The organism is Microcoleus sp. LAD1_D3 (assembly GCF_036702135.1).
In the GTDB taxonomy this organism is placed as follows: domain Bacteria; phylum Cyanobacteriota; class Cyanobacteriia; order Cyanobacteriales; family Microcoleaceae; genus Microcoleus.
The window spans coordinates 155,836-182,179 of sequence record NZ_JAUBSB010000005.1; the positions used below are offsets into that span (position 1 = coordinate 155,836).

At 45.4% G+C, this 26,344-nt stretch carries 22 protein-coding genes and 1 tRNA gene; 7 read left to right on the forward strand and 16 right to left on the reverse strand.

Annotated features, from left to right (window positions below):
• Nucleotides 1–151: 151 nt before the first annotated feature.
• From QUA74_RS04605 to QUA74_RS04620, 4 genes are all read right to left on the reverse strand, one after another.
• Nucleotides 152–511, reverse strand: coding sequence for an NIL domain-containing protein (locus QUA74_RS04605; RefSeq protein WP_333325449.1), 360 nt, complete (start codon nucleotides 509–511; stop codon nucleotides 152–154).
• Between the two features lie 222 nt (nucleotides 512–733).
• The gene (gene cysW, locus QUA74_RS04610; RefSeq protein WP_333325452.1) at nucleotides 734–1,612 is read right to left on the reverse strand and encodes a sulfate ABC transporter permease subunit CysW; all 879 of its coding nucleotides are present in this window, start codon (nucleotides 1,610–1,612) and stop codon (nucleotides 734–736) included.
• Nucleotides 1,602–2,462 carry a sulfate ABC transporter permease subunit CysT gene (gene cysT, locus QUA74_RS04615; protein WP_333325455.1) on the reverse strand — a complete coding sequence of 287 codons (861 nt, stop codon included), beginning with the start codon at nucleotides 2,460–2,462 and terminating at the stop codon, nucleotides 1,602–1,604. The genes cysW and cysT overlap by 11 nt, the downstream gene beginning before the upstream one ends.
• A 101-nt stretch (nucleotides 2,463–2,563) precedes the next feature.
• Entirely contained in the window at nucleotides 2,564–3,709 is a 1,146-nt protein-coding gene (locus tag QUA74_RS04620) for a sulfate ABC transporter substrate-binding protein (RefSeq protein ID WP_333325457.1), read from the reverse strand.
• A 369-nt stretch (nucleotides 3,710–4,078) separates the two neighbouring features.
• On the opposite strand from QUA74_RS04620, the gene QUA74_RS04625 reads away from it, so the two are divergent.
• From QUA74_RS04625 to QUA74_RS04640, 4 genes are all read left to right on the forward strand, one after another.
• Entirely contained in the window at nucleotides 4,079–6,235 is a 2,157-nt protein-coding gene (locus QUA74_RS04625) for a WD40 domain-containing protein (RefSeq protein WP_333325460.1), read from the forward strand.
• 140 nt (nucleotides 6,236–6,375) lie between these two features.
• Nucleotides 6,376–6,448, forward strand: a tRNA-Thr gene (locus QUA74_RS04630).
• 49 nt (nucleotides 6,449–6,497) lie between these two features.
• On the forward strand, nucleotides 6,498–6,698 hold the full coding sequence (locus QUA74_RS04635) for a hypothetical protein (protein ID WP_333325461.1): 201 nt from the start codon (nucleotides 6,498–6,500) through the stop codon (nucleotides 6,696–6,698).
• Entirely contained in the window at nucleotides 6,698–6,910 is a 213-nt protein-coding gene (locus QUA74_RS04640) for a hypothetical protein (RefSeq protein ID WP_333325464.1), read from the forward strand. The genes QUA74_RS04635 and QUA74_RS04640 overlap by 1 nt, the downstream gene beginning before the upstream one ends.
• Before the next feature lie 151 nt (nucleotides 6,911–7,061).
• Here QUA74_RS04640 and QUA74_RS04645 read toward each other — a convergent pair whose 3' ends face one another.
• The 6 genes from QUA74_RS04645 to QUA74_RS04670 all read right to left on the reverse strand — a co-directional run bounded on the left by QUA74_RS04645 (nucleotide 7,062) and on the right by QUA74_RS04670 (nucleotide 16,064).
• On the reverse strand, nucleotides 7,062–8,975 hold the full coding sequence (locus tag QUA74_RS04645) for an aminopeptidase P family protein (protein WP_333325466.1): 1,914 nt from the start codon (nucleotides 8,973–8,975) through the stop codon (nucleotides 7,062–7,064).
• 16 nt (nucleotides 8,976–8,991) lie between these two features.
• Nucleotides 8,992–10,161, reverse strand: coding sequence for a pyridoxal phosphate-dependent aminotransferase (locus QUA74_RS04650; protein WP_333325581.1), 1,170 nt, complete (start codon nucleotides 10,159–10,161; stop codon nucleotides 8,992–8,994).
• Nucleotides 10,162–10,249: 88 nt separating this feature from the next.
• Entirely contained in the window at nucleotides 10,250–13,291 is a 3,042-nt protein-coding gene (locus QUA74_RS04655; RefSeq protein WP_333325468.1) for an SMC family ATPase, read from the reverse strand.
• A 251-nt stretch (nucleotides 13,292–13,542) separates the two neighbouring features.
• Complete coding sequence (locus QUA74_RS04660; protein ID WP_333325470.1) at nucleotides 13,543–14,718, reverse strand: exonuclease SbcCD subunit D; 1,176 nt, start codon at nucleotides 14,716–14,718, stop codon at nucleotides 13,543–13,545.
• A gap of 45 nt (nucleotides 14,719–14,763) precedes the next feature.
• Nucleotides 14,764–15,111, reverse strand: a complete 348-nt coding sequence (locus tag QUA74_RS04665; protein WP_333325472.1) for a DUF433 domain-containing protein — start codon at nucleotides 15,109–15,111, stop codon at nucleotides 14,764–14,766.
• A 59-nt stretch (nucleotides 15,112–15,170) separates the two neighbouring features.
• Nucleotides 15,171–16,064, reverse strand: a complete 894-nt coding sequence (locus QUA74_RS04670) for an ion channel (RefSeq protein WP_333325475.1) — start codon at nucleotides 16,062–16,064, stop codon at nucleotides 15,171–15,173.
• A 112-nt stretch (nucleotides 16,065–16,176) separates the two neighbouring features.
• Here QUA74_RS04670 and QUA74_RS04675 point away from each other — a divergent pair, with 112 nt between their 5' ends.
• A complete protein-coding gene (locus QUA74_RS04675; protein ID WP_333325477.1) occupies nucleotides 16,177–16,497 on the forward strand; it encodes a hypothetical protein in 321 nt (106 codons plus the stop codon).
• Between the two features lie 356 nt (nucleotides 16,498–16,853).
• Here QUA74_RS04675 and QUA74_RS04680 read toward each other — a convergent pair whose 3' ends face one another.
• The 4 genes from QUA74_RS04680 to QUA74_RS04695 form a co-directional block, all read right to left on the reverse strand.
• Nucleotides 16,854–18,188: a hypothetical protein gene (locus QUA74_RS04680; protein WP_333325480.1), complete on the reverse strand. Its 1,335-nt coding sequence runs from the start codon at nucleotides 18,186–18,188 to the stop codon at nucleotides 16,854–16,856.
• Between the two features lie 546 nt (nucleotides 18,189–18,734).
• Nucleotides 18,735–19,256 carry a hypothetical protein gene (locus QUA74_RS04685; RefSeq protein ID WP_333325483.1) on the reverse strand — a complete coding sequence of 174 codons (522 nt, stop codon included), beginning with the start codon at nucleotides 19,254–19,256 and terminating at the stop codon, nucleotides 18,735–18,737.
• A 285-nt stretch (nucleotides 19,257–19,541) separates the two neighbouring features.
• Entirely contained in the window at nucleotides 19,542–19,892 is a 351-nt protein-coding gene (locus QUA74_RS04690) for a hypothetical protein (protein ID WP_333325485.1), read from the reverse strand.
• 387 nt (nucleotides 19,893–20,279) lie between these two features.
• Nucleotides 20,280–21,380, reverse strand: a complete 1,101-nt coding sequence (locus QUA74_RS04695) for a saccharopine dehydrogenase NADP-binding domain-containing protein (RefSeq protein ID WP_333325488.1) — start codon at nucleotides 21,378–21,380, stop codon at nucleotides 20,280–20,282.
• Nucleotides 21,381–21,678: 298 nt separating this feature from the next.
• Here QUA74_RS04695 and QUA74_RS04700 point away from each other — a divergent pair, with 298 nt between their 5' ends.
• Both QUA74_RS04700 and QUA74_RS04705 read left to right on the forward strand, forming a co-directional pair.
• The gene (locus QUA74_RS04700) at nucleotides 21,679–21,948 is read left to right on the forward strand and encodes a polymorphic toxin type 34 domain-containing protein (RefSeq protein ID WP_333325491.1); all 270 of its coding nucleotides are present in this window, start codon (nucleotides 21,679–21,681) and stop codon (nucleotides 21,946–21,948) included.
• Between the two features lie 146 nt (nucleotides 21,949–22,094).
• Nucleotides 22,095–22,895, forward strand: a complete 801-nt coding sequence (locus tag QUA74_RS04705) for a HEAT repeat domain-containing protein (RefSeq protein ID WP_333325493.1) — start codon at nucleotides 22,095–22,097, stop codon at nucleotides 22,893–22,895.
• A gap of 72 nt (nucleotides 22,896–22,967) precedes the next feature.
• Here QUA74_RS04705 and crtO read toward each other — a convergent pair whose 3' ends face one another.
• The gene (gene crtO / locus QUA74_RS04710; RefSeq protein WP_333325496.1) at nucleotides 22,968–24,665 is read right to left on the reverse strand and encodes a beta-carotene ketolase CrtO; all 1,698 of its coding nucleotides are present in this window, start codon (nucleotides 24,663–24,665) and stop codon (nucleotides 22,968–22,970) included.
• A gap of 432 nt (nucleotides 24,666–25,097) precedes the next feature.
• Nucleotides 25,098–26,198, reverse strand: a complete 1,101-nt coding sequence (locus QUA74_RS04715; RefSeq protein WP_333325498.1) for a tetratricopeptide repeat protein — start codon at nucleotides 26,196–26,198, stop codon at nucleotides 25,098–25,100.
• Nucleotides 26,199–26,344 lie beyond the last annotated feature (146 nt).

Here is a 26,344-nt window from a genome sequence, read left to right on the forward strand (position 1 = left end):
ACAGGAATAGATAGGACTAATGAATGCTGAGTCATGACTAACATTCCTAGAGACTATTAGACTCAATAAACCGGGAAGAGGAAAGAAAATTTGGCGTGGCAGTCCCGAATATTAAATCCTCTTCCATTTGTGTGCGTCCAAGACTCACTAATTACCAACTTTCTTCATCGGGATTATTGGAATTGCTCCAGATTTCCACATCTAAATCATTGAGATAAATCAGAGCCGTTTCAATCTGTTTACTTGTACCGTTAAGTTCCAAGTCAAACCAACCGTCATCTAAAGTTTTGACCCCCAACAAAGCGGCATTAAAATTGACTGTCAAACCGTATTCAGAAATCAGGTTAGAGATGACAGGTTCCTGATGATATTCTTTAGGAACACGAATGCGAATGCGGGTTTGAGTTGGTCTGCTGTCACCACTATCAGATTTGGGAATATCTGATTCTTGGGTTCTGTGAAAATCGCCGATCGCCTCAAATTCAGATTCGCTAGTGTTGTGAGCTAACATTTGGGACTCCTAATGTTTGTTTCAGTTTACATTTTGCACCAAGATATTGTAGGGTGCGTCGCTGTGAGATTTTCGAGCTTCCAACCAGATTGTCGCTAGCGCCGCACCATACTAATGCCTGGTTTAAGGGATGAGGTTCACAGCGCGCACCTTAAAGCCCTAATGACTAATGACTAATGACTAATGATTAATGACTAATGACTAATGACTAATGACTAATGACTATTCTTCAACTTCTTTGATCCTAGTTTTTCGTTCTAAAATCTCCTTAAGCACGAGGGTAACAACTGCTAAAAGACCGAGAACTACCGCCGCAGAAAATGCGGCTTGCGTCGCGTACTGCTTGTAAGCATCCTCTACAAACAAAGGCAAAGTTTGCGTTTTTTTAGCAATATTTCCCGACACCACAGAGACGGCTCCAAATTCTCCCATTGCTCTAGCATTGGTCAAAATTACTCCGTAAAGCAATCCCCAGCGAATACTCGGAAGCGTGACATTCCAAAAAATTTGCCAGTCATTTGCTCCCAAAGTTTTCGCCGCCTCTTCTTGATCAGTTCCCACTTCTTCCAAAACAGGAATCACTTCGCGGGCCACAAAAGGCAAGGTAACAAAAGCAGTAGCCAGCACCATTCCAGGAAAGGCAAAAATAACCCTGATATTTGCAGCCTCCAACCACGGCCCGAACCATCCCAGCCGACCGTAAAGCAGTACAATCATTAAACCTGCAACTACGGGAGAGATGGCAAAAGGCACGTCTAAAAGGCTGATTAATAGGGTGCGTCCCCGAAATTTGTTGCGACCAATTACCCAGGCTGCACACAAACCGAATACTGTATTTATAGGCACAACTATCAGAGAAATTACCAGGGTAAGTTGCGCTGCGTGCAGAAAATCCGGCGAAGTTAAGTTAGACAAAAATGGCTCAAATCCCTTTCTGAAAGCTTGATAAAAAACGTTGACAGTAGGGATAAATAAGACAAGAGCGAGATAGCCGATCGCAATTCCGATTAAAGTTGGTTTTACCCAAACTTTTTCCTGACTCCGACTAGAACCTGCGGGCGGAAATGTGTAACCAGCGGGTGAATTGATATTAGCCGTCATAGCGTCTTCTCCATGCTTGTAAGAGATTAATTGCGAACAGCATTGCCAGGGAAATACCTAACATGACAGTGCCTATAACTGTTGCTCCTGCATAGTCGTACTGTTCCAATCTTTGAAAAATTAATACTGGCGCGATTAAATCTTTGAACGGTATGTTAGAAGCTACAATTACAGTAGATCCGTACTCGCCAACCGCTCGCGAAAATCCGAGTGCTACTCCGGTTAAAATAGACGGAAATAGCGGCGGCAAGACTACTCGCCAGAAGGTTTGAAATTGAGATGCACCTAAGCACCAAGCTGCTTCTTCGATGTCTTTTTCCATCTCGTTTAAAACTGGCTGTACGGTTCTAACTATAAATGGCAAGGAAATAAATATCATCGCTATACCTACGCCCAAGCGAGTAAAGGATATCTTGATTCCCAAAGGTGCAAAAAACGAACCAATCCAGCCGTTATCGCTGTAAACTGTGGCGAGAGTTAAACCGGCAACGGAGGTGGGCAGTGCAAAAGGCAAATCGACGATTGCATCGACAATCCGTTTTAAGGGGAAGTCGTAGCGGACTAAAACCCAGGCAATTAATGTGCCGAATACTCCGTTAATTAATGCCGCAATTAATGCCGTAAAGAAGGTGACATCGTAGGCGGAAAGGGCGATGGGACTGGTGGCAATTTTCCAAAATTCGGCGGGGTTTGCTGTGCTGGCTTTCAGCAGCAATGCTGCAATTGGAACTAACAGCATTAAGCTGAGGTAGCCTAGGGTAATTCCCCAAGGTAATGTGATTTTGCCGATCGCCCTTTTGATATTTTCGATCGGAGATTGAGGGTTACTGATTGCAGATGATTCAGCCATAAGTGAATAGTTTTGAGGTGGAAAGAATAATTGCGCTCCGGGGCTGGTTTTACCAATAATAATTGCCTAAAACCAATCATCTCGTAAACCTGCCCCGGCCACTACTGTCTAATTGAACCTTGAATTTTGTCAAAAATAGCTCCGTCATCGAAGAATTTTTGCTGAATATCTCCCCAACCGCCTAAGTCTTGAGCTGTAAATAGGGTTTTGATGGGGGCATATTTTTGGACAAATTCTGGTTCCGCCGCTACTGTCGCATCTACTGGGCGGAAGCCGGCTTTGGCAAATTCTCGCTGAGCTTCTGGGGTGTACAGAAACTTGACAAATGCTTCGGCAACTTCGCGAGTGCCGTGTTTATCAACGTTTTTATCGACGATGGCAATGGGATTGTCGATCGAAACATTGACTTCTGGAATAGTATAAGTTGGTTTTTCACCTTTCTGACCAGCCAGGATAATCTCGTTTTCGTAGTTAATTAAGGCGTCGCCTTGACCTTGTTTGAAAAATACGTCGGTGGCTTCGCGGGCGTCTTTAGTCAGGATGGGGACGTTTTTGTAAACTTTAGTAGTCAAGTCTAATGCTTTGGTTTCGTCTCCTCCGGTTTTAAGAACCGAACCCCAGAGTGCCAGGAAATTCCAGCGCGCAACGCCTGATGTTTTGGGATCGGCAGTAATCACTTTTACTCCGTCTTTGCTTAAATCTTCCCAGGTTTTGATGCCTTTGGGATTGCCATCGCGGGTGACTATTGCTGCTACGGATTTGCTGACTATCCCTTCGTTGGGGACTTCTTTTTCCCACCCAGGCTCAATGAGTCCGGCTTTTTCGATTCTTTGAGTGTCGAGGGCGAGGGCTAGGTGTACGATGTCTGCTTCTAAACCGTCAATTACGGCCCGAGTTTGGGAACCGGAACCGCCGTAGCTTTGGTTGAAGGTTACGGTTTGGCCTTTTTCTTTTTGCCATTGTTCTATGAATTTGGGAATTATGGCTTCGTGGGCGGCTTTGGTGACGGCGAAGGATACTAGGGTTAATTCTACGTTGCCTTTGTTGGCTGCTGGGGTAGCACCGCCTTTGTTGGCTGCGGGGTTATTGGTGGTTCCCTGGCCGCAGGATGCAACGGCTAGACTTAAAGTTATTCCCACTAAAAATAGCGACACAAATCTTTTGAGCGCCGTAAATGATTGATTTGTGCTGGCTGGTGGCTGTTGTGGCCAGTGAAGGTGTTGAGTTAGGCGTTGCCACGGGCTCATTATATTTGTTCCTCTAGTAAAAGTACGGTTATTAGGTCGGAATACCGTAATTATGGTTGTGAAGTACGATTATAGACAAGAGCAAGTCAAAAGGCAACAAAAAAAACAAATTGGGGGAACTCAGGGTCGATCGCATATCCTGAAGTCTTTTCCGTCGGTGGTTTGGATTCAGATTCGGGGTAAAATGTAAAGTCTATAAATAAATATTATTATTGAGTTAAGGTGCTAAGCTGGCGCGGCTGCACGATACGCCTGCACGATACGCCTTACATATACCATCGGCCGATCGCCCAAATGTAATAGCCCTGCCCCAGCGAGATATGCCTGACTCGCGCGATCGTCCTTAAGTAAGAAAAAGTTTTAACTGGTATGTCCTTACCCCGCCCCGTCTCAGACACCCTAATTGAACTGTTGAAGCCTGTAGCCTCTGAATTAGGAGAAAGATTGGGCGCAAGCGCTGTCAACGAACGTTATGCAGAAATTGAGCCGTCTGGTTCTTCAGCTTTGAACCAGCAAATCAAAAAAGATCCCCGCTGGATTAAAGCACAAGTAAGATATTTGCAGCGGCAGCAGGCCAGAGAACAAGAATTAATCGCGATCGCCGGCGCAGAAGAATGGGTAAAGGAAGAACGGGCTAATCGAATTAAGGCACAAGAAGTAAGAGATAAGCGGGCAATTAGCAAACTTTGCCGCGACTTAATGCGGGAGTTTCAATCAGAAGCAATTCGAGTTAAGCTGAACGAAATTCAAACAATTTGGGACAGGGACAACTGGTTTTCTAATTTGAGCAGGCAGGAAACTGAACAGATTTTGCAGCAGCAGCAGCACCGATTGCTGCTGTTAGTTGCTCCCGCAAAAATTAGCGAAGATTGCCCCGATTCGTTTCGCCACAATCTGAATATCGAGCTGCCGGCTAAGTTAAGAGCTTTTTTGAACCAGCACTACCCCCCGCACGGAGATTTGTGCCCGGTTCAGTTTTACGGAGACTATTTCAAAAAATCCATTTCTGATATTGATGTGGAGCGGTTGCAGACTGTGTTGTCTCCCGTACCGACAGCTATACTGTACAGCGATATCAGCGATTATGAAGTTAATTTTCATGTTGGTTTTTGGGGAGTCATCAATCAGAGCGTTTCTCTAGTGGCGATGCAGCCTTGGAATTGGGAAGAGGTTTATAACCAGTTGGAGGCAGAGGGAAAAGATACAAAGCTGAGCCTGCGGATTATTCGGCAAATAATTGTGACTATTCACAAGTTATTGGCGGCTTTTTTAGCTGATTTGTATTATTTAAATATCGATTTTACTCACGAACCTCAGTTATTTAAATTAGAGGCGGAATTTGCTCAGGAATGGTTTTCTAAAGATTGGGCTCAACCTTATATTGAAACTCTTAAAGAAATTCAGGAGCAGCAGCGAATAGTCTCTAAGGGAGAGATGCGGCGGCTGGCGCTGCGAGAGGCGAAAGCTAGGGCGGAACGCCAGCGTTTGGAGGAGGCTGAACTCAAACGCAGAGAGGAAGCTGAGGCAGCATCTAAGCGGGTGAAGGAATTAGCTCACAAATTAAAACATCAGAAATGGCGGTGTGTATATACGGTGCCAGGACATTCATCGTTTGTGAATTCTCTGGCGATTAGCCCTGACGGCAAAATTTTGGCTAGCGGTAGTTGGGATAAAACTATTAAGATTTGGGATTTAGAAAGCACGGAATTAATTGGCACTCTGACGGGACATTCCGATCGCGTAAATTCGGTTGCTATTAGCTATGACGGAAAAATGTTGGTCAGCGGCAGTTCGGACGAAACAATTAAGTTTTGGAATTTGCACAGCGGCGATTTGCTGTGTACTTTTCCCGGACATTCTATGGAGGTGAATTCGGTGGCGATTAACCCGAAGCGCCTGGTAATTGCTAGCTGCGGCGGGGCTGATAATACGATTAAGCTTTGGAATTTGCGGAGTGGTGAGTTGCTGCGGACTTTGAAGGGTCATTCTGACAATGTGAATGCGGTGGTTTTTAGCCCGGACGGTAAAATATTGGCGAGTGGCAGTTCGGATGCGACGAGCAAGGTTTGGGATGTGGAAAGCGGCAAGTTGCTGCGGACTCTTTCGGGGTTGAATGTTGGGGTGAATTCTGTGGCGATCGCGCCGGATGGTCAGATTCTTGCTAGCGTCAGCAATGATTATACGATTAAGCTGCGGAATTTGCATACGGGCAGTTTGTTGCGGATTTTAAATACTAATTCTGGGAGGGGAAACGGTGTAACGAATTTAGGAACGAATGAGGCGGTGCATATTTTGCAGAATTATGTGAGTCGGGGCGAGTCGGTTGCTATCAGTCGGGACGGTTTGACTTTGGCTAGCGGGTGCGATGATAATACGATTAATATTTGGAATTTGCAGACGGGGGAGCTGTTGAGCGCTCTTAAGGGACATTCGGGTACGGTGTATTCGGTGGCGATCGCACCTTCGGGCAATTTGCTCGCCAGTGGCAGTGCGGATCAGACGATTAAGATTTGGCGCTGCGATTAGTTAATTGGCAGTGGGCTGTGGGCAGCGGGCAGACAATTTCGGTTTTGCCCTTACGGGGAGGGGTTTTGAGCGAATTTGAAAAAAAAGTTGGCTGGGGGGGTTGCGCTAATGACTATAAGTTTGCTATATTAAGTTTCACTGCTGGTGTAACTCAGTTGGTAGAGTAGCTGATTTGTAATCAGCCTGTCGCAGGTTCAAATCCTGTCACCAGCTTTATAAGTATAATTTTGATAGATAGGGCTAGCTAGAGGTCACAAGCTCTATGTTGACGATCGAGCAAATTGAAGCCGCTATCCTGGATCTACCACCAGATAAGTTTCATCAACTTCTGGAATGGTTTTTTGAGTTGGATTATCGGCGTTGGGACGATCAGTTAGAACAAGATATTGCTGGCGGTAAGTTGGAAGATTTAGCGCAGGAGGCGATCGCAGATTTTGAGGCGGGGCGCTATCGGGAAATTTGATGCACTACACGACTCGTCGATTTTGGGAATGCTACAACGCTTTACCTGAAACCGTAAAGCTTTCAGCCGATCGATGTTACGAATTACTCAAAGCCGATCCAACTCATCCATCGCTGCATTTCAAAAAAGTCGGCAAGTATTGGTCAGTCAGAGCCGGACAAGACTACCGAGCGGCGTTGCTGAATCAAGGTATGAATCAACTTTTCGCTTGATGTTACAAAACTCACCCTCAAGCGGGCTTCTAGCAATTGGGAAATCTTGAATTCATACCTGTATTCAGCAACGCCTACCGAGCTTTGGGTATAGGGATTGAGCAGGGTATTTTGTGGTTTTGGATGGGCGCGCACGCAGAGTACGATCGGCTTATTGGCTAACAGTAACATCCATTTTACCTAACGCAGCGCAGGCTTGTGTCAACCATTCAATTGTTGGTGCATCAAGTACGGGTTCCAGTTTCTCGACTACAGCAGCATGATAATTATTCAACCATCCTAGTTGAGTCTTTGACAGCCGATCGACATTTATTAATTTGCGCTCAAACGGAATATACGTCAGCGATTCAAATCCGTACCAAACCGTACCGTTTTTGGATGGCATTTCCCTGACAACATAGAGATTTTCGATGCGAATTCCGCCCCATCCCGGTTCGTAATATCCCGGTTCGATGCTCGTTACCATTCCCGCTTCCAGGGGATACTGCACAGATTTGCTGATGCCATTGGGCCCTTCGTGACCGGCTAAAAACGCGCCGACTCCGTGCCCTGTACCGTGTCCGTAGTCTAGCTGTTCTTGCCATAATACCGCACGGGCGATCGCATCTAATTGCGCTCCGGTTGTTCCTTTGGGGAATTGCTGCATTGCACAGTTGATGTGCGCGATTAAGACTGTTGTGTAGTGTTCTATTTGTAGCGCCGTCGGTTCTCCGACACTTACTGTTCTCGTATCGTCGGTTGTACCTGCTAAATATTGCGCGCCTGAGTCCAATAACAGCAGTTCCCCCGGTTTTAACGTTATTTCAGGGCTGGGGGTTCCGTAATGTACGATCGAGCTATTGGCTCCCGCACCGGCGATCGTTCTAAAAGTTAAAGTCTGAAAATCTGTTTCTTCTTGGTAAAATTTTTCGATGCTTTCTTTGACATCAAACTCGGTCACTACATTACCATTTTCTAGCTGTTCTGTCAACCACTTTAAAGTCAAAACTTTCGCTCGACTTGCTTTGTAATTAGCTGATTTCATCTGCTCGATTTCAACGGGATTTTTGCGAGCTTTCATCCCTTCTACCGGATGATTATCAAAAACTATTTCGATGTTGTAAAACTGCGCTTCTTGATGGTTTAATATTAACTGGTACGTGCCTGCTGTGCTGTGTTTCGGGTCTAAAAGTACCCGAACTTTATGTGGCAAATTTACGCAAGTTTCTAATGTATGCGGATAGTCTGTGTAGGGAAGCAAAGTTACATCCGCCCGCAATTCTTGCTTGATTTCTAGCGAAAGTCGTTCGGGATTTGTAAACAAAAACGCTGAATCTGTGGTGACAATGGCATAGGAGATGAAAATAGGAATGTGGGGAATATCCGAGCCTCGGAGATTGAACAGCCACGCTATTTGATTCAGGTTGGTAATCGGAAGCACATCGATATTGGCTTTTTGCATCGCTTCCCTGACTCTGGCTAATTTTTCGGCGGCGGTTTCTCCTGTCAGGGATGCAGGTAAGCTAAATATGGGCTCTGCATCAATCGCGGGTAAAGTCTCTGCTGTTTGCCAAGGAGTTTGCGATCGCACTTTGTCTGTCAAATTCTCCCGGATTGGTATGAGATCAATCTCCGCAGTTGCAAATTTTTTCACCCAATTTTGATATTGCTCTGTCGCTACGGTAAACGGGTCAAAACCCATGCGAATTTTCGTTGATTTTTCTGCCGATTCTACAGCGAGTTTTTCTAAAGTTTCAATTAATGTTAAATTTTCTTCTAATCCAAGTTTTGATATTGCGATTAGTGCAGCATCTACTTGCAATTCTGCTTGTTCGTAATAGCGGGAATCCACAAACAACCAAGCGGAATTTTTGCCAACCAACAAATCGCCGGCGGAACCCGTAAAACCGCACATCCAAGCTCGCCGCTGCTTGGCTGCTGGAACTGATAAATTTAAGTGTTCGTCAACCGCTGGGATTAAATAGCAATCTAAGTCGTAATCTGCCATTAAATCGCGCAAGTCGGCCAGTTTGGCAGCGGAGGTATCTTGAATATTTGTATTTGCTTTCAAGTTCGTGGCAACCATTTTTAAATTTCCTATTTTACTTGTTTAAAATTGTCTTCAAACCTTTAACTAATCTCCTAATACCTGCGGTGGCGGTTGCTTTCTCCAAAGCACCATAAGCAACGCGCAAATAGCAGCCGTTATCCATACCGAAGGTTGTACCGGGAAGCACTGCTACGTGATATTCGCGAATTAATTGTTCTACTAATTCCATTGTATCGAGTTCAGTATCAACTTTCAAGAAAAAGTAGAAAGCTCCGCAGGCAGGGGAAATTGTACACAAATTTTGGATAGTATTGAGTTCGTCTAATACGAGTTGGCGTACAGATGCGATCGCCCTCACATAATTATCGCAGTAACCTCTACCAACTTGCAAGGCTCCCAGGGCTGCATACTGAGAAATTACCGGCGGACAAATTAAGATTGTATCTTGAATCTTTCTCACTGAAACGAGCAAGTGTTCTGGGATTACCATATACCCGATCCGCCAACTCGCAAAACCGTAAGCTTTGGAGAGGCTAAACAGAGAAATTGTATGTTCGCTGCTGTTGGGAAAAGCGGCGGGCGAACAGTGTTTTACGCCGTTATAAGTAAAATATTCGTATGCTTCATCGCTGATGTGATATATGTTGTGCTGGCGACAAATTTCGTTAACTTCCCGGAGTGCTTCCACCGAATAAACAACACCAGTGGGATTATTTGGTGAAATGGTAACTATGGCTCGCGTTTTGTCCGTAATTGCTTTTTTTATAGCATCGATATTAAGTTGATATTTGGCGTCTGTTTCTACTATCACTGGTCGGCAATTTGCCATAATTGCTGCCATTTCGTGGTTGAAGTAATAAGGTGATGGGATAATAACTTCGTCCCCCGCCGAAGTGATAGCGAGAATGGCGTTGGTAAATCCCATATTGCTACCGGCGGTAACGACAATGCAGCTTTTGCTATTAATCTCTATGTCGTTATCTGTTTTTAGTTTGGCGGCGATTGCATCCTGTAATTGTCGAATTCCTTCGACTGCTTTGTATTTGTGATTGTCGGAATTTGCAAAAAATTCGGGGATTTTTTCAAATGATTCTTGTGGCGGATTGTAGTAAACTACGCCTTGTCCTAAAGATATTGTTCCCGGATTTTGGCGAATCAGTTCGCCAACTACTGGAATTATGGGCGACTGTACCGATTGCATTCGAGTCGCGTGATTTTTCATCATATATTATAGGTAATTGTAGGGGCAGGTTTAGTGATAATGTACGTCCTTAAGCAAGTTTACTATTGCACGCACGCACCTCTCCACTTCAGGAGCTATGTACTTCTATTTTAGAACCTTGCGGGGATTTGGAAACTTTAACTTGTGCGGGCAATCTTTCTCCCAATTCTCGAACGTGGGTAATCACTCCAATCAGCCTGTCTCGCTGCCGCAAAGATTCTAAAATTTGAGTAACGCTTTCGAGAGTTTCCGTATCTAAAGTGCCAAATCCTTCATCTAGAAACAAGCTGCCCAAGTGAGCTCCTTGAGACAGTTTTTCTGACAAAGCTAAAGCCATTGATAAGGAAGTTGCAAAGGTTTCGCCGCCGGAAAGAGTGCGTACTCGTCTAGCTTCGCCGCCGTTCCAATTATCTGCTACCCAGTATTCGCCGTCTTGGTTTTTTAGTTTGTAGCGATTTTCGGTTAATTCTTGCAAAATAAAGGTGGCGCTGCCGACTAATTCTGCTTCTAAATGTTCTAGAATGTAGGATTGAAATTCGTTGGATTTGAGATTCTGCGCTAAGGTGTGATAAGTTTGCTCTTGTTCTGTGAAATTTGTGATTTGCTGTGACAGTCTTTCGGCTTGTTCGAGATTTTGGGCTGCTACTTGAATCCAAGCTAAAAGTTCGGCGCGGTTGTTGTTGGCTTGTTTGAGGTTTTCTTGGGCGGTATTTTTTGCCGATCGCACTTGTGCTAAAGTATTCTCATCGGTAGTTCTGCCTGTGATCGCCTCGCTCAAATCTTTCGCCCGCGTCTCTAACTGAATTTTTGATTCGCGGTGAGAGCGAATAGCATTTTCCCAGTCTGATTGTTCCTTAACTGTCGCAACCGCTGCTAAAAAGGTCTCTTCTGTGAAATCAGCCGCCGTTAATTTTGCTGACCAATCCAGGTTTAGATGCTGTTTATGAGCCTGGGCTTGCCCAAAAGCCTCTCCAGCTTGTTGCTCTCTCTCTGCTGCTTGAATAACCTTATTTTGAGCAGTTTGATATGATTTTTCGGCAACTTTCAGCAGATTTGCCAAGTCTTGCTTGTCTTGTTCTAAGACTTTTGCTAAATTAGCATAAGGTTGATATTCCGTAATTTGATAAAGCGCATTTACACAACTTTGCAACTGCTGCTGGCGCCGGTCTGATTCGGCGATCGCATCTTGATATTCCTGCTGTTTAGCTGCTTGAGTCGCCACAGCAAAATTAAATTTTTGTTGAAAATTATCATATTCCAATGATGCGAGTTGGAACTGCTGTTCGGTTTGGCGGTATTGGCGATCGCTCTCTTTAAGGATGGTCAACTCCTGTTGCAACCCCAAGCTTTCCCAATGATGAGTCTCCAGAACTTGAGTGATTTCCTGCTGCAATTCGGCAACTTTATTCGCGGTTAATTCCAACATTTGAGCAATTTCCGACTCTTTTTGCAGGCAGGCAGCAACTGCACTTTTTCTCTCAGCAGCCAGCCTTTGAGCATCTTGAAAAACCTGATTTGCATCCGCCAATTTCCGGCGCAAATCAGCGACATCGACAATATTAGAATTGGGCAAAGGAGGGAGCAGATCGCTCTCAGGATGCACCCCCCCGCACACCGGGCAAGTCTCGCCAGAATTCAGCGACATTCTGACAGCAGCAACACTCTCTAAACGTGCCGCTTCCGCATTAGCGGTTTGGGCAGCTTCTAACTCGCGATCGCACTCTTTTAGTCGGATTTCGGCTGCTTCTAAATTAGTGGCAACCTCCACATAATTGTGTTGAACCCTTTCCTTCTCTGCCAGAGATTTATCCAACTGTTCTTGCTGAGTCTTTTGCTGCTTGGTAATTAGCTGAATTTCCATCAATAAGGGTGAAATTTGCTGCAATTGCTCTAAACGCTTTCCTCCCAGCGAATACTGTTCGAGCTGTGCCGCTGCTTGAGTAACTCGAAAACCCGCGCCTTGAATTTTAGTGTTAGCAGCTTGCAGTTCTTTATCTGCTGCCATAAAAAAGCGGAGTTTTTCCTGTTGAATTTTTTGGGCAAGCGCCACTTCTTTTTCTAATTGAGCGCGCTGTTCTTCATATACTTTAGCAGCAGCTAGAGCATCTTCGCGAGCCTTAATTTGTGGCGCTAGCACCTCTTCTTTCGCTTTTGCCGCGTCAAGTTGCTGCTGCTCTACTGCTAGCTCAGAGCGAGCTTTAATTAACTGCTTTCGCGCTGCCACCGAGGCACTTTGGGCAGTTTCATACTGACTGCGAGCCGATCGCACTAAAGCCCAATCTCCCTGTAAATGATTGGCAGCTTGCGCTCTGTCTAAACCCTGTGCTAAAATTGAAACCTCAGCAGAATTAGCATTTAATTTAGCCAGTTCTTGTTGTAGCTCTTGCCAGCGAGCAATTTGCGAAAATAGCTGTTCCTCTTCATCTAGATTCTTTTGAGCTTTCATCACAGCGCGATCGAATTCAGGCAACTGCTGCTCTAAAATCAAAAGTTGCGATCGTCTTTGATCCACCTCATCCGCCGTCGGCGCACTTAAATCCGCTAGCTGCCTTTCCACCATTTCCCGTTCCTGTTTCAGCAACTTTGCGAGTTCATTTGTTTCCTTCCGCATCTGCTCAAAAATCTCAAATCCCGCTAACTGCCGCAAAATTTCCCGGCGTTTTGAAGTATCCCCTTTAATAAACTCATCAAACTTACCTTGAGGCAAAACAATGGCTCGTGTAAAAGTATCAAAATCCATTCCTAAAATCTGTTCAATCGTATTTTGAACAGCAACGATACTCGTCCCCAAAGTTTCCCATTGACCATTTTGCCAGTGATCCAAAATCACCTTATTTTCGGGAGATTTCGGACGGAAACGCCACCTTCGCGTCACCCGATACTGTGCCGAACCCACAGCAAAACGCAACTGCACTTTTAAATTTTCGCTGCCTTGACTCGCCAAATCACTTACTTGTTTGCCACTGCGAGTAGTAGTACCAAAAAGAGCGTAAGTCATGGCATCTAGCAGTGAAGATTTGCCCGCGCCTGTAGCACCAGTAATTGCAAACAAATCGAGTTGAGAAAAATCTAAACGCTGTTCGCGGTGGAAGCTGGTAAATCCTTCGAGAATAAGTTCGAGTGGACGCATACTGATTTTAGATTGGGGATGTGGGGTTTTAGATTGTTATATTCAGGTCTACTGTCTTCCTTCTACAGTCTTCCCGATCCCCCCTAACCCCCCTTAACAAGGGGGGAACAAGAGTATTATCAAAGTCCCCCTTCTTAAGGGGGATTTAGGGGGATCTAGACTCGACTACAAGCGACATTGAGCGTGGGTTTCAGTGTTAAAACTATTTGAAATTTGAGATTTTGGATTTGGGATTGTATCTTTTTACCCATTTAATTGTTAACTGTTTCCTTAAACTTCTTATACAAATTTTGAAATTCCTCCAATACTATCGGTTTCGGTGTCGTTCCCAAGCGGTTTTGATAATAGTTGCAAAACTCGGCTGCCGGATCGAAATTATTGGGATCGATATTAGTTATTTCTGTTGCTTCTAGCGCTGCATCTGGATAGCGCGGTTCAATTAACAGCGCTTGAGAACAGATTTGGCGCACACGATCTGCAAGTCCGATTTGCGGACTGTCTAGTTCGACAATTACTTTCAAGAAACCCGGATGGTACTGATGAGCTTCTAAAGTTTCATCAAGATTGTCGTTATGACATTTAAGCACTTTTAACGGCTTGTGGCAAGCCACAGGCTTAAATTCCACCTTTGCCTGACTTCCCGGCTCAAGTTCTATCAAGCAAAATCCTTTTTCCTGTTCCGCTTCTCCAAAATCTAACTGAATCAAAGAACCCGAATAATAAGCGGGAGAAGTCTCAGAAACCCGCTGGTGAATGTGGATGTGTCCGAGGGCAACATACTGAGCTTCCGGGGGCAGGGTTTGCGCTGACAGCAGGTATTTTTCTCGCGTGTAATAAGCGACTTCAGATTTTGCCAATCGAGCGCCGTCAATGCTCATGTGTGCCATGAGAAGATTGACAGTATTGTCTCTAAAATCCCTGGTTAAATCTTCGATTAAATATGCTACAATTTCGCGGTAATCTTTTCGGCGATCGGCATCGCCAGACTGCCACAGAGAATTAGCATCTAACAGTCTTTGTTCGGAAGCAAAAGGCATTGCTCCTACACAAAGTTTACCGCTTTTTGTATTAAGAGTAATTGTGCCGCCGTCGGCGGAAAGCCTGGGTTTGCCTAAAGCGCGAACACCAGCCAGGGAAAGCAATTGCGCGATGCTGTCGATGCGGGATGCCGAATCGTGATTACCGGCGATCGCAATTGCGGGAATTCCTGCTGCTTGGAGTTCGCAGAAAAAGTTATAAGCAATGCGTTCGGCGTAAGCGGGAGGGTTGGGCACGTCGAAAATGTCACCGGCAACGAGCACAGCATCAACATCCAAGGCTTTTGCTTGCTTCAAAATCTGTTCCAGGGCGATCGCAATTTCAAAAGTGCGATCAATCCCTCGAAAACGTCGCCCTAAATGCCAGTCAGCAGTATGAATTATTCGCATAGTACGAGGAGTATTTTGTTTATTTTAATAGAAACGCGCCACTTTTCAATCTTCCTCATTGTCTTGAATTGCTATTTCAATCTCATCAGGATATGCCTCAGCATAAGCCCAAGCATTCGCCAAATCAGCGGCACGCAGAGTCGGATAGTCTTCTAGGAGTTCAGCCTCAGAAATACCTAAACGGCGAGCATTCACCAGCACCCAAACAGGAATTCGCGTTTGTCTGATGCAAGCATCGCCGCCGCACACGCCGGGAGTCTTTTGAATTCCCGACCAAAATTTTCTTAAACTTTGGGCTAGTAATTCTATAGCTTGAGCCTTCTCTTCGGGAGTTAAAGCTAAGAGTTGCGGTTGCAATTCTTTCAGTGTCGTATTTGCAGTTATTGAGTTCATAAATATTAACTTTTTTTTGCCATACAGGTATTCTAGCACTGGTGGCTAACTCAAAACTTTCATTCAACAGGCTGCACATCGTGAAACCGAGTATAATCAACCACCCGCCCTCCCGTCGCCGATTTCAAAAGAATATCTACAAACCGCATATTCCACATAATTTCAGACGCCACAAAAGAATGTCGTGCATGAATAGTTTGCGAAACAGTTTCGTCAATTCCTGTTAACGTAATTACAATTTCCGCTTGCTGATCCATCAAGTCTTGGGCAGTAAGTTGGTACAAAGGACTGCTCTCCTCAATTGCGTGCATAACCGTCCAAGTTAATGCAAAAACCGGAGAGTGACTCCGCACTAATTGCAAATCGTAAAAACGCCGCATAAATTCTCCTTCCGGTGTTACCTCGTCACGGATCAAAGTAGCGCGCTGCTGCGCTTCTAAAATTTGGTTGAAACGCTGATTTGCCGTGCGGTACATCAGAGTCGGAACGCCGTTGAAAGGAGCGATCACAGCTACGCGGCTGAAGATAACTCTAGCTGTTGGTCTGGAAAATCTCGAAAAAGCCAGTCCCGTCACCATCGCCACTCCCCACAAACCAAAAAGCGCTTGGATCGCGACTATAGTATTAGCGTAATCAGTACGCGGATACATAGAGCCGTAGCCGATCGTCGCCATTGTTTGCACGCTGAAATAAAAGGCATCTTGGAAAGAACCCGGCCGCGCGTTAGCAATGCAATCTCCTCCCGCCAAGTAAGCTAAGGCAAATAAAGAATTTGTGACTGTATACGAAATACAAATCAGCATGAAAAATCGTGGCCAAGAAAGAGTTAGCAGCCTGTGGTAGAGGTCGGCAAAATGCAGGCGAGGTACTCCCAGCTTGACAATATTTAACGGGAATTGTCCTTGGCGGCTAACTAAACGCGCCGGTTCCTGGCGGTTGCGGTGAATTTTCATTGCGATTTGTAACTCCGGCTGTTTCAATTTGTAACTATTGCTTTGAGCGGGAAAAGTTATCCTTTAGACTGATGTCTGATTCTAAAAATTAAGATAAAACTGGAGTTTAGAAATGGTTGAGCTTAACTGGCATGACTATCTCGTTATGGTTTCTTTTGTGGCTTCTATTGCGGGTCTAGTCCTGCTGGGCGATAATCGCAACTCGCAGCCAACGGACGAGCGCACTTTGAGCGAAGAAATCCTAATCAAGATGAGCTTTACTTACTGGATAGTCTACTGCATCTCTGTTTTCGGGCTAAAACTTCACCTACCAGAAGATAGCTGGTTATTGCTCAGTTTGAAGCTGACTACTGTTCTTTCTTACTTGTTGACTGCTTCTAGCATACTCAGCCTGCCGCTGCAACGCATGGCTGTCCGACGAGTTGAAGATTAACAAAAGGTTTTTGTAGTAAGGACTTCAGTTCTTTCGATCGCGGTGAAGAAAAACTAAAGTCCTGACTGCAAAGCTATTTGAGTTATGTTACCGGGCAATAAGCTCACAGTTAGCTGTGAGCTTGTTTAATTGTTTATGATGTGAGGGATGCAGACTAACGCGCCCACAATGGCTAGGGTCGATCGCACTCGTACTTGAAATTGCCATTCTCTTCCTAGTTTCCCTTGGCTGCGGCAATCTCATCGAGTATCCCTTGGCGAAGCCGGCGCGTTAGCCGATAGCATGAGGTGGAGTTGGTTAGCAGCCTACACTTTATGCGATAGCAAAGCGTGTAGGAATGCCACGAACTTAGCTGGTTAGGATTTAAAGCCTTTAGAGCTTTTCTTTTTCTCCTGCGGTTTAGACTTTGACTTATTAACTTCGCCTAAAGCTTCCTGAAATAAGTTGTGCAGGTGCAGGGGAACGCTGGCAATTTCCGGGAGTTCGGGTTCTAAGGGTTTTTTAAACTCTTGCAGCAGGGCATCTAAATCGCGATCGATCTGAAAGTCTGTACGTTCCAATACAGTTTGCAAAATTTGTTCTAATTTCGCTGGATTAACTTGAGCTAACCGTTGCCAAATCCAGGCATTAATTGCAGGATCTTCTAGATAGTTACGCACCAGCTTCTCGTAACCCGGAACGGTTGAAAAGTCTTCGGCTGCTAGCAGTGCAGTAAATTGAGCGTAAGTAGACAAAAAGGTTTGTCCCCAGCGAGGATGAGAAAGTGCTGTCACCTGTTCGGCTTTCTTGAAGCGATCGGGCAATTCGACTTTCGGGATTACCATTTTTGAGTGAGGATCGCTATCTATCGCTACCTCAACGGAAGAAAGATCTGCACCGGCTGCTGCTATAGCTGCTGCTTTTATTTCTTCTGCATCGACTCCGGCATCTTCAACGAGATCCGCGAGAGATTTACTTTCATCCATGCCGATACCAGCTAGGCGTTTTTTAGTGATTACTTCCTGAAATTCAGCCAACTTTTTATTCAGGTGATATCCCGATAGCGTCACTTCATCGCTGCCAAAAAATTCGGTAAAATCTTCGTGGTACTGTTCTACCGACTCCCAAGCTTGCTCTAACAATTCCGGGGCATCGCTGTACAGGTTCTTTTTGTGATTTTGCTTGAAATTGCCGATCGCCACCGCCAACTTCGGCTTGCCCAATTTCCCCATCGCTATGGGAGGGCCCGAGAGTATCCACCAGTCATCGGTGAGAGGAGCAATCCGGGCTCGCAAGATTTCTCCTAACTTAAAGCGAGACATTTCTTGCAGGAAATTAGCCCTGTTTGGCTTGACAACGTAGTGCTTAGCCGTCAGCCAGTTCATCAGTTCAAACCTGTCGGGGGAAAGTTGAGTGATTTCAAATAAGCCGGTGAAGCTTCTGTGCTGCCAACTTTCTAGCAAGCTGCGATCGCTCTCGGTTAAATCCGGCTGACTTTCGACAAAAAAGTCGATCGGCGTTTTCTCTCCAACTTTACCTTCGATGGTAAAACTGTCAATCACTTGATTTTGCTGAGCAATATCATAGCGCTCGCCGCTCGATCGAGCTGCTGCAAAAGCTTCCAAAGCTACCGCCAACTCTCCCTCTGCATCCAGCACAAAGTCAATTAAATTTTGCTTGAGTGTCCAAGCTGTTTCCAACATTTCATTCACAATTTATACCGATTTTGAATCAGAGGATTTAGATTAACAATTATCCGATTTGAGGCCACGAACGCTTTCCCGCTCCGGCTGCGATTGCTAATGTACATCGCGAACAATGACAAAAATATGCGATCGATGCCTCAGTCCTGAATTAGTTTAATTTTAAGGCTAATAGTCAAAAAAAATGTCAATCTCAAACAGAAGCATCCCGATTTTGTAAAAAGCGTTTTTTAGGAGTGCGAGCGTCCCCCGCAGCAAAGCCTCTACATCTCTAGCCAGCAAGAGGCTCGCACTCCTGTGAAATAAAAATCGTGCTGAAAAAGGCGATTTCAACGGAGCATAAAAATACCCTCCCCTATGTAGAGAGGGACTGAAAATCCCCAAAAACTTCGCTAAACTCGTGTTAAAAATAGTCCCATGTATCAACAACAGTCCAAGGCGCAGCAACCGGGGTTTTTTATCAAAACACTGGGCTGCATTGCGAAACCCGGGTCACAAAGCCGGAACGCTGGAATTTGTGCGCGCCCAAGACTGAGAAATACTTGGCGTAGGCCCTTAGCGGGCGTCTTTGGCACTGTCGCCCGTTACAGGGCGTTCCACCCGATCCCAAGCGTCGCGCGTGGCGTGCTTCGCTTTGTCCCAAGTCACATTAGATTTACCGCGATTTGTTTCGTAGTCGCGCTGCAAATCGGGTTCAATCTCGTTGAAGCTCTTACCAGTATTGCCATAGCGGGTGTATCCCTCGTAACCGGTGCGGTACGCAGGCTGATAGTCTTCGTAAGTTGCGCTCGTGTCCACGTAAGGACGGGAACTGTAGTTGCTTTGCCAGTAAGCATCTTCTACCGTGGGGTCGATCGCCTCGCCCACACCCTTGCCGGCCAAACCGCCACTAAACGCGCCCACAACTGCTCCCACAACTGCTCCCACAGGCCCGCCAATCGCGCCGCCTATCGCAGCACCCGCAGCACCCGCACTCGCAGCACCGATACCGGTTGCCACTGGATGAGCCCCTGTTTCCCCGGACAGCGGGTCGATGTTAGCATCAGGTTCATGTACCGTTTTTTTCTCATCGCTCATGATATTTTTTTCCTTTTATCTAACTCTAACTCTTATTAAATGTACCTTTTAAATTCATCTCTATTCATCTGCCTTAAGGATGAAGCTGCTACCTAAAAAAAAGGGGAAGGACAAAACCGTTCTGGATGCCAAAATTGGTTTTACCCCTACTCTAAAGCGAGAAGGTGCGCCGAGGCGCACCCTAGATAATTATGTTCAAGTGAGTCCTGAGCTCGGCTCAATAGTCTACTCACGGAAACTCTGTATTTACCAGCAACTTGAGTTAGATAGAAATCTGTTGATTTATTAGTTGCCCGTGACCTTTTCGATCAACTCTTCAGCTTTTTGAACTATGCCTTCTTGCGGGTGTTCTCCCTTGTACTCTTTTAAGCTTTCGTCGTAAACTTTCTCGACCTTTGCAGGATTTTGAGCAGTTTTGACTATATCTTCGTAAGCTGCTTGGGGATTGAGATCCTCGAACCTTTCTGCGGGGTCAGTAATTTTAGCTTCCGGCGGCGCCTCAGTCCTGTCTTGACCTGCGTAAGCACCCTGAGTGGGTACTACCGCTAGACCTACCAGACTAATGAAAGCCAGCGTACAGACCAGCAAAATGCTTTGAATCAATGTTTGTCCGAGAGATTTTAAAACCCGCTTCATATCAACTTCTCCTCGTATTTTTCCGCAAAAATTATGGTGTTTGTCGCCCCTTCACTGCGATCGCACATTGAAAACCTTGGTTCAAGCGCAATCTTTGTCGCAGCTACCGCATCTAGAGCGAGCCAAAAGGGATGTTTCTCGTGATGTCTCATATCTTAAGCGCCTGCTCGTTACTATTACTTCTACCAAAAGATAGATTAATTAGACAAGCGGAACTCATCTCCTATGAGAGGCGATCGCAATTCCTGCAAAAAACCCTAGATAGGGGTTTTCCCATCAATTACGAAGCCCCTGAGTCTTCTTTTTCGGCGCGTCTTTCGCGTCTTTGCAGTTCGGGCAAAAATCCCATTTTCCAACATTTGAAATTGCTATAAATAACCTAAGTAACTACAAAATAACCTGCTCTATGTCTAGGTTTCGGTTCTGCATCGCTTGTTCAAATAGTTCAGTAGAAAGAGCTTGCTCTACCGACCAAACGCCGGGTTTTTCCAGTTTACCTTCTAACATTAATTGAGCAATGCTGCCAGTACCAATGCCAGTAGCGACGGCAGCATTGGGGTGTACCGCTGTCGAGCAAACTTTAGCCGGTTTGCCGTTTTTGAAACCAGTCACTTGCGATCGCACTGCTACACCAACCCCACTAAAACTATTACTAACACTGGTCATCCCGTAACTGACGTAGGAGAGAAATTCAATCACGGAGTTATTTTGGAGCCAGCTAGCGGGCCAATACTTAGCAACAAACCAGGTAAGGTGATTGTAAAGGTCGGGAGACGTACCGAATTTAGTCACAACTGATTTGACGGCGAAAGTTTCGGGCAAAGTAATTGCTTCCGGCATATCGAACCAGTAAACCCCTGTTTTGCCGTAGGGTGCGGGAAATTCAATTGTTTCGCGATTGCTGTAGGGTTTTACTTGGTGCCACTTGCGCTCTTCCCAAACCTCAAAAGGGGTTTGCAAACCTAAAAAAGTAGTTCTCATGACGGTAACGCCAGCGCCGCCAGAACCTCCGACAACATAACTCAAATGGATGTGTTCTGCTTCATCTAATTGTTCCACATCTCGGCGCACCATGCTATTAGACACGCCGGGGAAAATGCCCGTATTAATAATAGCAGTAACCCCAGCATTTTTAGCAGTTTCGCGCAATTCTAAAGCTCTGCGAGTAAAACTGCGGCTGTCGCTGACATCAGTATAATTAACACCTGCTTCGATGCAAGTTTTCAGCACGCCGGCGTCTCGGTAGTGAAAAGGTCCCGCACAGTGAACGACAAGATTAGACTCTGAAACTGCTTTTTGCAGGGCTGCACTGTCCGCTAAATCAAAAGTTTGGTACTGCACACGATCCGGCGGCAATCCCGGCCCAATAGAGGCTTCAGAGTTGCGTCCGGTAACGGTAATTTCTGCGTCGGTATGGGTAACAAGGTCTTGGGCAACGCTGCTGCCAATTCGTCCTCGGCCCCCGACAATCAAAACTCGGTTTGCCATCGCTCAAAAAAGGGTAACGCTAATCTGAGTTTCTATATTTTCACGCATAACTTGCATCTGCACAAAGGATGAATTTGTGATAACTCATATCTTGCACCAATGTCCATAACCCAGAGGGGCGGGGAAAACCTATAAATCAAACTAATTGCATACAAGCTAAATAAACCCCACCCAAGTTTTAAATTCTTTATTGACAAGGTTGGATGTGTGAGTTAAAATATAAGAATATGAACAGTCTCTTATATTTTTAATACTCCCTTATAATAACTCCCTTCTAATAAACCAAAAATCAAACACTATGACAGCCGAAGGTAATGTAGCTGATACGGGTATTGTAGAAGAAGCTAAACAACTCATCGCAGAAAAAAGAGCATCAGATATGCCTGAAGCACTCGAAATATTGAAACAGCAAGCTAAACGCGATAAAGATAAAAAAAAATGGAAAAAATTAAAAGAACCCAGAAAGCCTTTGGTGGCAAACATAGCCGACACAGCGGCAAAAAGAAGAAGACCAAAACGTAAGCTGCTCAAAGAAACATCTCCCCAAATTAGTCTGCAATTAGTGTAGTACCACGAAATTCAGAGAGTTGTGGGGGATGTCGAATTACTCACATTTAGTCATTTTAATACTTGCGTACTGCCATTCTATTTAACTGACTAAGTGGGAAAATAACCTAGGCTGGAAGCACTAAAATTTAGGGAGGTGCAAAAATTATGGATAAGCTGACAACTGAAACACTGCTAGATTATTGCGATTCTGATGATTATGCCCTGCAAACAGAAGCATTGATACAGCTTGTAGATGCAGAAGTTTATGAGGCTGTACCGAAGATATTAAGATTGCTAAAATCCGCCGATGAATCAATTAGAGCCGATGCAGCCGAGGCATTAGGTTATCTGGGTTCAGAGGAAGTGGAGACAGTTTGTCTTGCATTAATGCCTTTGCTAAACGATCCTGAAGAACTGGTTAGGTCTGAAACAGTTGAGGCATTGGGAGAACTTGGTTATAGTCCTGCGGTTGTACCGATAGAATATATTCTCAGACATGACCCTTCGGCACTGGTTCGCGCATCAGCAGCAGAAACTCTAGGATATTTAGAAGAACCATCAGCTATAGAAACTCTGGAGCTTTCACTGCTTGATGTTGATGAAGATAAAGCAGTTAGAGGGTATGCTGCTAATTCGATCGGGCTTTTAGGTACGCCGCAGCTATTGCCCAAACTGGAAGAGTATCTAAAATTAGGGCTTCCTTTATCAGTAAAAGCTGAATTGCTGGCAGCGAGGTACTGGTTGGGCGCGAAAGAAGATATCGAAAAGCTATTGAGTTTGTTGGATAATGCTGATGAACATTTAGCAATGATCATCCTGAATATTTTAACAGATTTGACCGAACGGGAGGAGCAGCCAACATTGGCGAAAGATGCTCCAGATTTAGAAAAGGTATTGAGGGCGATCGCAAATCGTTTTCCCTTCACAGGGAATCAACCAGAAAAAATTCTCGCACTCGCACACTGATAAATCAATACAAACAAACGCAGATGTGATTCATCTGCGTTTATCTGCGTTCATCTGCGCTTGCTAAAAATCTTACTTCTCATTACTCCGAAATACCGACTTACCCTTCGCTTTCAGAGTATTAGCCGCATCTGCCAAAGTCTGCGCGAAAGGCTGCTGCGAGTGCATGAAAACGCGAGCCGTATTGCGTCCCGGCATACCCGAAATCGCTCCGCCCGGATGCGTTCCCGCCCCCGTGAGAAACAAACCGTCGATCGGCGTTTTGTAATTCGCCAACTCCGGCAAAGGACGGAAAAATATCATCTGATCCAGCGTCATATCAACGTGGTAATAATTCCCCTTCAAAGCCCCCAAACGCTCTCCCAATTCCGCCGGACTTTCCACGCGGCGGCCGATAATGGAATTCTTGATATTAGGTGCATATTCTGCTAATTTATCAATGCAGCGATCGGCAACTTTGTTTTTCAGCTCATCCGTCCAACCCGTACCGTGCTGGCCGGTTCCTTCAGCATTTTCGATCATGTAAGGAGCAAAAAATTCAATCCAAGCCGTATGATGTCCGGGGGGAGCCATTGACGGGTCTAGTACCGTCGGAAACACTACATACATCGAGGGGTCAGAGTCGGGGATTCTGCCGATTGAAGGGTCGCTGTGAGAAATTTCAACGTGTCTCACCGAGTCGGCAATTAAAACCGAACCGATTAAATATTCGTCCCGATGATTCCAGCGCTCAAACTTGGGCATTTCATTGAGAGCTAAGTCTATTTTGAGAATAGTCTCGTTGTTGTTAACAATTTTGCGCTCCAATCTTTCCCGCAAATCCGGGTCGGCACTGTCAACATCGCTGGAATCCATTAAGTGCAGAAACAAGCGCTTAGCATCAATATTAGAAATGACACCTTTTGTAGCGCGGTACTCCGTGCCGCCGGCAACTCGAACTCCCACAGCGCGACCGTCATCAATTAATATTTTCTCGACGTGCTGGTCGGTAAGTACCACACCAGAGTAACTTTTCACTACACTAAGCAGTGCTTGCACTAATGCACCCGTCCCTCCGCGCGGTCTTGCCATGCCAGGATTGTGTCTCATTGCCAGCATAATTGCGCCTACAGCCAGGGTTTTTTGCGAAGGAGGCGCGCCGAGTTCCGAGGCGAATCTTGCTAGGGGTGCTTTGATAAATTCCTCGTCAAACCACTCGTTAACAATGTCTTCAGCGCTGGTGAGCATTGTGCGAATAAAGTCCAGCGTTTTGTCGGGGGAACCGATGACTGACAATAAATCTTTGATCTTTGAAATATCGTAATTGCCCAGAATATCTATGATGGATTTTGGTGGCGCATTAAACATCGGAACCATTGCACCTAAAGCCCGCTGCCAAAAGTCTGTATATTCGGCATATTTTTTAGCATCGCGCTCGTTGTATCGGGCAATTTCAGCACAAGTTTTTTCTACAGATTTGTGCGCTAAGAAATATTTGCCGTCCGGATGCGGACAAAAGGCAACTGGATCGCAGAAAAGATATTCTAAACCGTGTTTTTCCAGTTCTAATTCTTCTACAACTGGCCCTAAATGGATAAATTCGTGGTCGATCGCGCAAAGATTGAATTTAAAATCCGGCAATTCGGGAATCGCAGCTTCGGTAGTTGCCGCGCCGCCGGGCACCGAACGTTTTTCTAACAAGAGGACGGTATATCCGGCTTTGAGGAGATAAGAGGCACAGACCAGTCCGTTGTGACCTGCTCCTATGATAATCACGTCATACGTTTGCATAGATGAAGCTCTGGGGATAGGATATTTTGCTCATTTTACAAATGTTAACAAGTTGGCTGTCTCTACCAATAGAAATAGATTCATTGTCAGTAAGCCGTTTGAGCATAGTACAAAAGATGGAGCTTTGACAAAATGCTGTTGTGCGATCGCCCTTATTTCTTCTTAAACTTACAGAGTGACCGCCGTTCTCAAATCGCGCCAATATTGTACTCTATTTAGCCACATTTATCTGCCTTCAATTAAAAACTTAAGCAAACGAAGTAAGAAGGAAGAAGGAACAGGAAAGGGGGCATAGGGAATAGGGAATAGAAACAGTTTTGAGATTGCTTTTTTCCTTGCAACACGGCGAGTAGAAGGAGTTAAGCCCTAAGAAAATTACTTACTCCACCCTCAAAACTGCTAGCCCATTACCAATTAGTACATTGAGAGATATTACTTTAGTTGCTGGAGCGCCGCCTCAGCTTTTTGTACACCATCATTGTTGCCTTGCTGGCGGTAAGTATCAAGGGCTTGTTGAAAAGCTTCAATTGCTTCGGATTTGCGATCGCGCGCTTTGAGTGCCGTACCCATATTGTAATAAGCTTCGGCCCTGTTTGGATCGAGCTTAATCACTCGCCCAAAAGTGGTAATCGCTCCTAAAAAATCTTGTTTTTCCAGTTGAATTTTCCCAATTCCTGCGTGTGCTTCCACTAAATTAGGTCGCACCGCAATAGCCCGCTGATAAGCTATAAGCGCTCCGTCTAAGTCGTTTTGAGCCTGGAGAAGTTCGCCAATTTCTAGCTGCACTTCTGGATTGCGGGGCTCCAATTTGGCAGCTTCTTCAAAAGCTGCTAGCCCTTCGGAAGTATAGCCGGCACGCAGCAAAGCAGTACCTAATTTTAACTGGACACCTGCTTGTTTGGGAGCGAGTTCGGCTGCTTGTTGGAGCACGGTGACAGCACTGGCAAAATTTCCCTGCTGGATCAATACTAAACCCATTGAAGAATAAGCTTGCCAATTTTTCGGATCGAGGGCGATCGCCTCTTGATATGCTTTAAAAGAACCGCTGTAATCTTTTTGCTGAAAGAGTACCACTCCCAGACCGATCCGGGCATTGACATTTTTGCGATCGAGCTGAGCGGCGCGGCGGTAAGCTGTGGCTGCTGCGGGATAGTTTTGCAAATTCGCCATAGCATATCCTAAGGCGTATTGGAAGTCAGCATTGTTCGGTTCTAGACCGATCGCCTGTTGGTAAAATTCCACTGAGGCTTGATAGTTGCCTTGACGCGCTTCTAAATAGCCAATACCAGAAAAAATGCGCGGATTTTCTGTATCTAAACGCGCCGCTTCCTGATAAATGGCGATCGCCTTACTGTAGTCTCCTAAATCTACAAACTCGCGCCCTTGTCGCAGCAGAGCATCTAAATTTGAATTATTTTGAGGGTTGACTTGAACTGATGTTTCTGCTGAGAGCGCTATCTGCGGCGCTGCGACAGCGAACCCTGCTACTAACAGCGTACTGAATACCAAGAGACTTTGTTTGTGCACGGCCATTTGTTTCAAAGAGTGTGTGGAATGAAAGAGCGAGTTGCTGTCAGCTTGCCAAGCTGACAACTTATGGTTTACCAGGAATCTTTGAGCGGCGAGATGTAGTAAATCTACAGAACAAGACTCACTCAAAATTTTCGCGATTGAGGCCA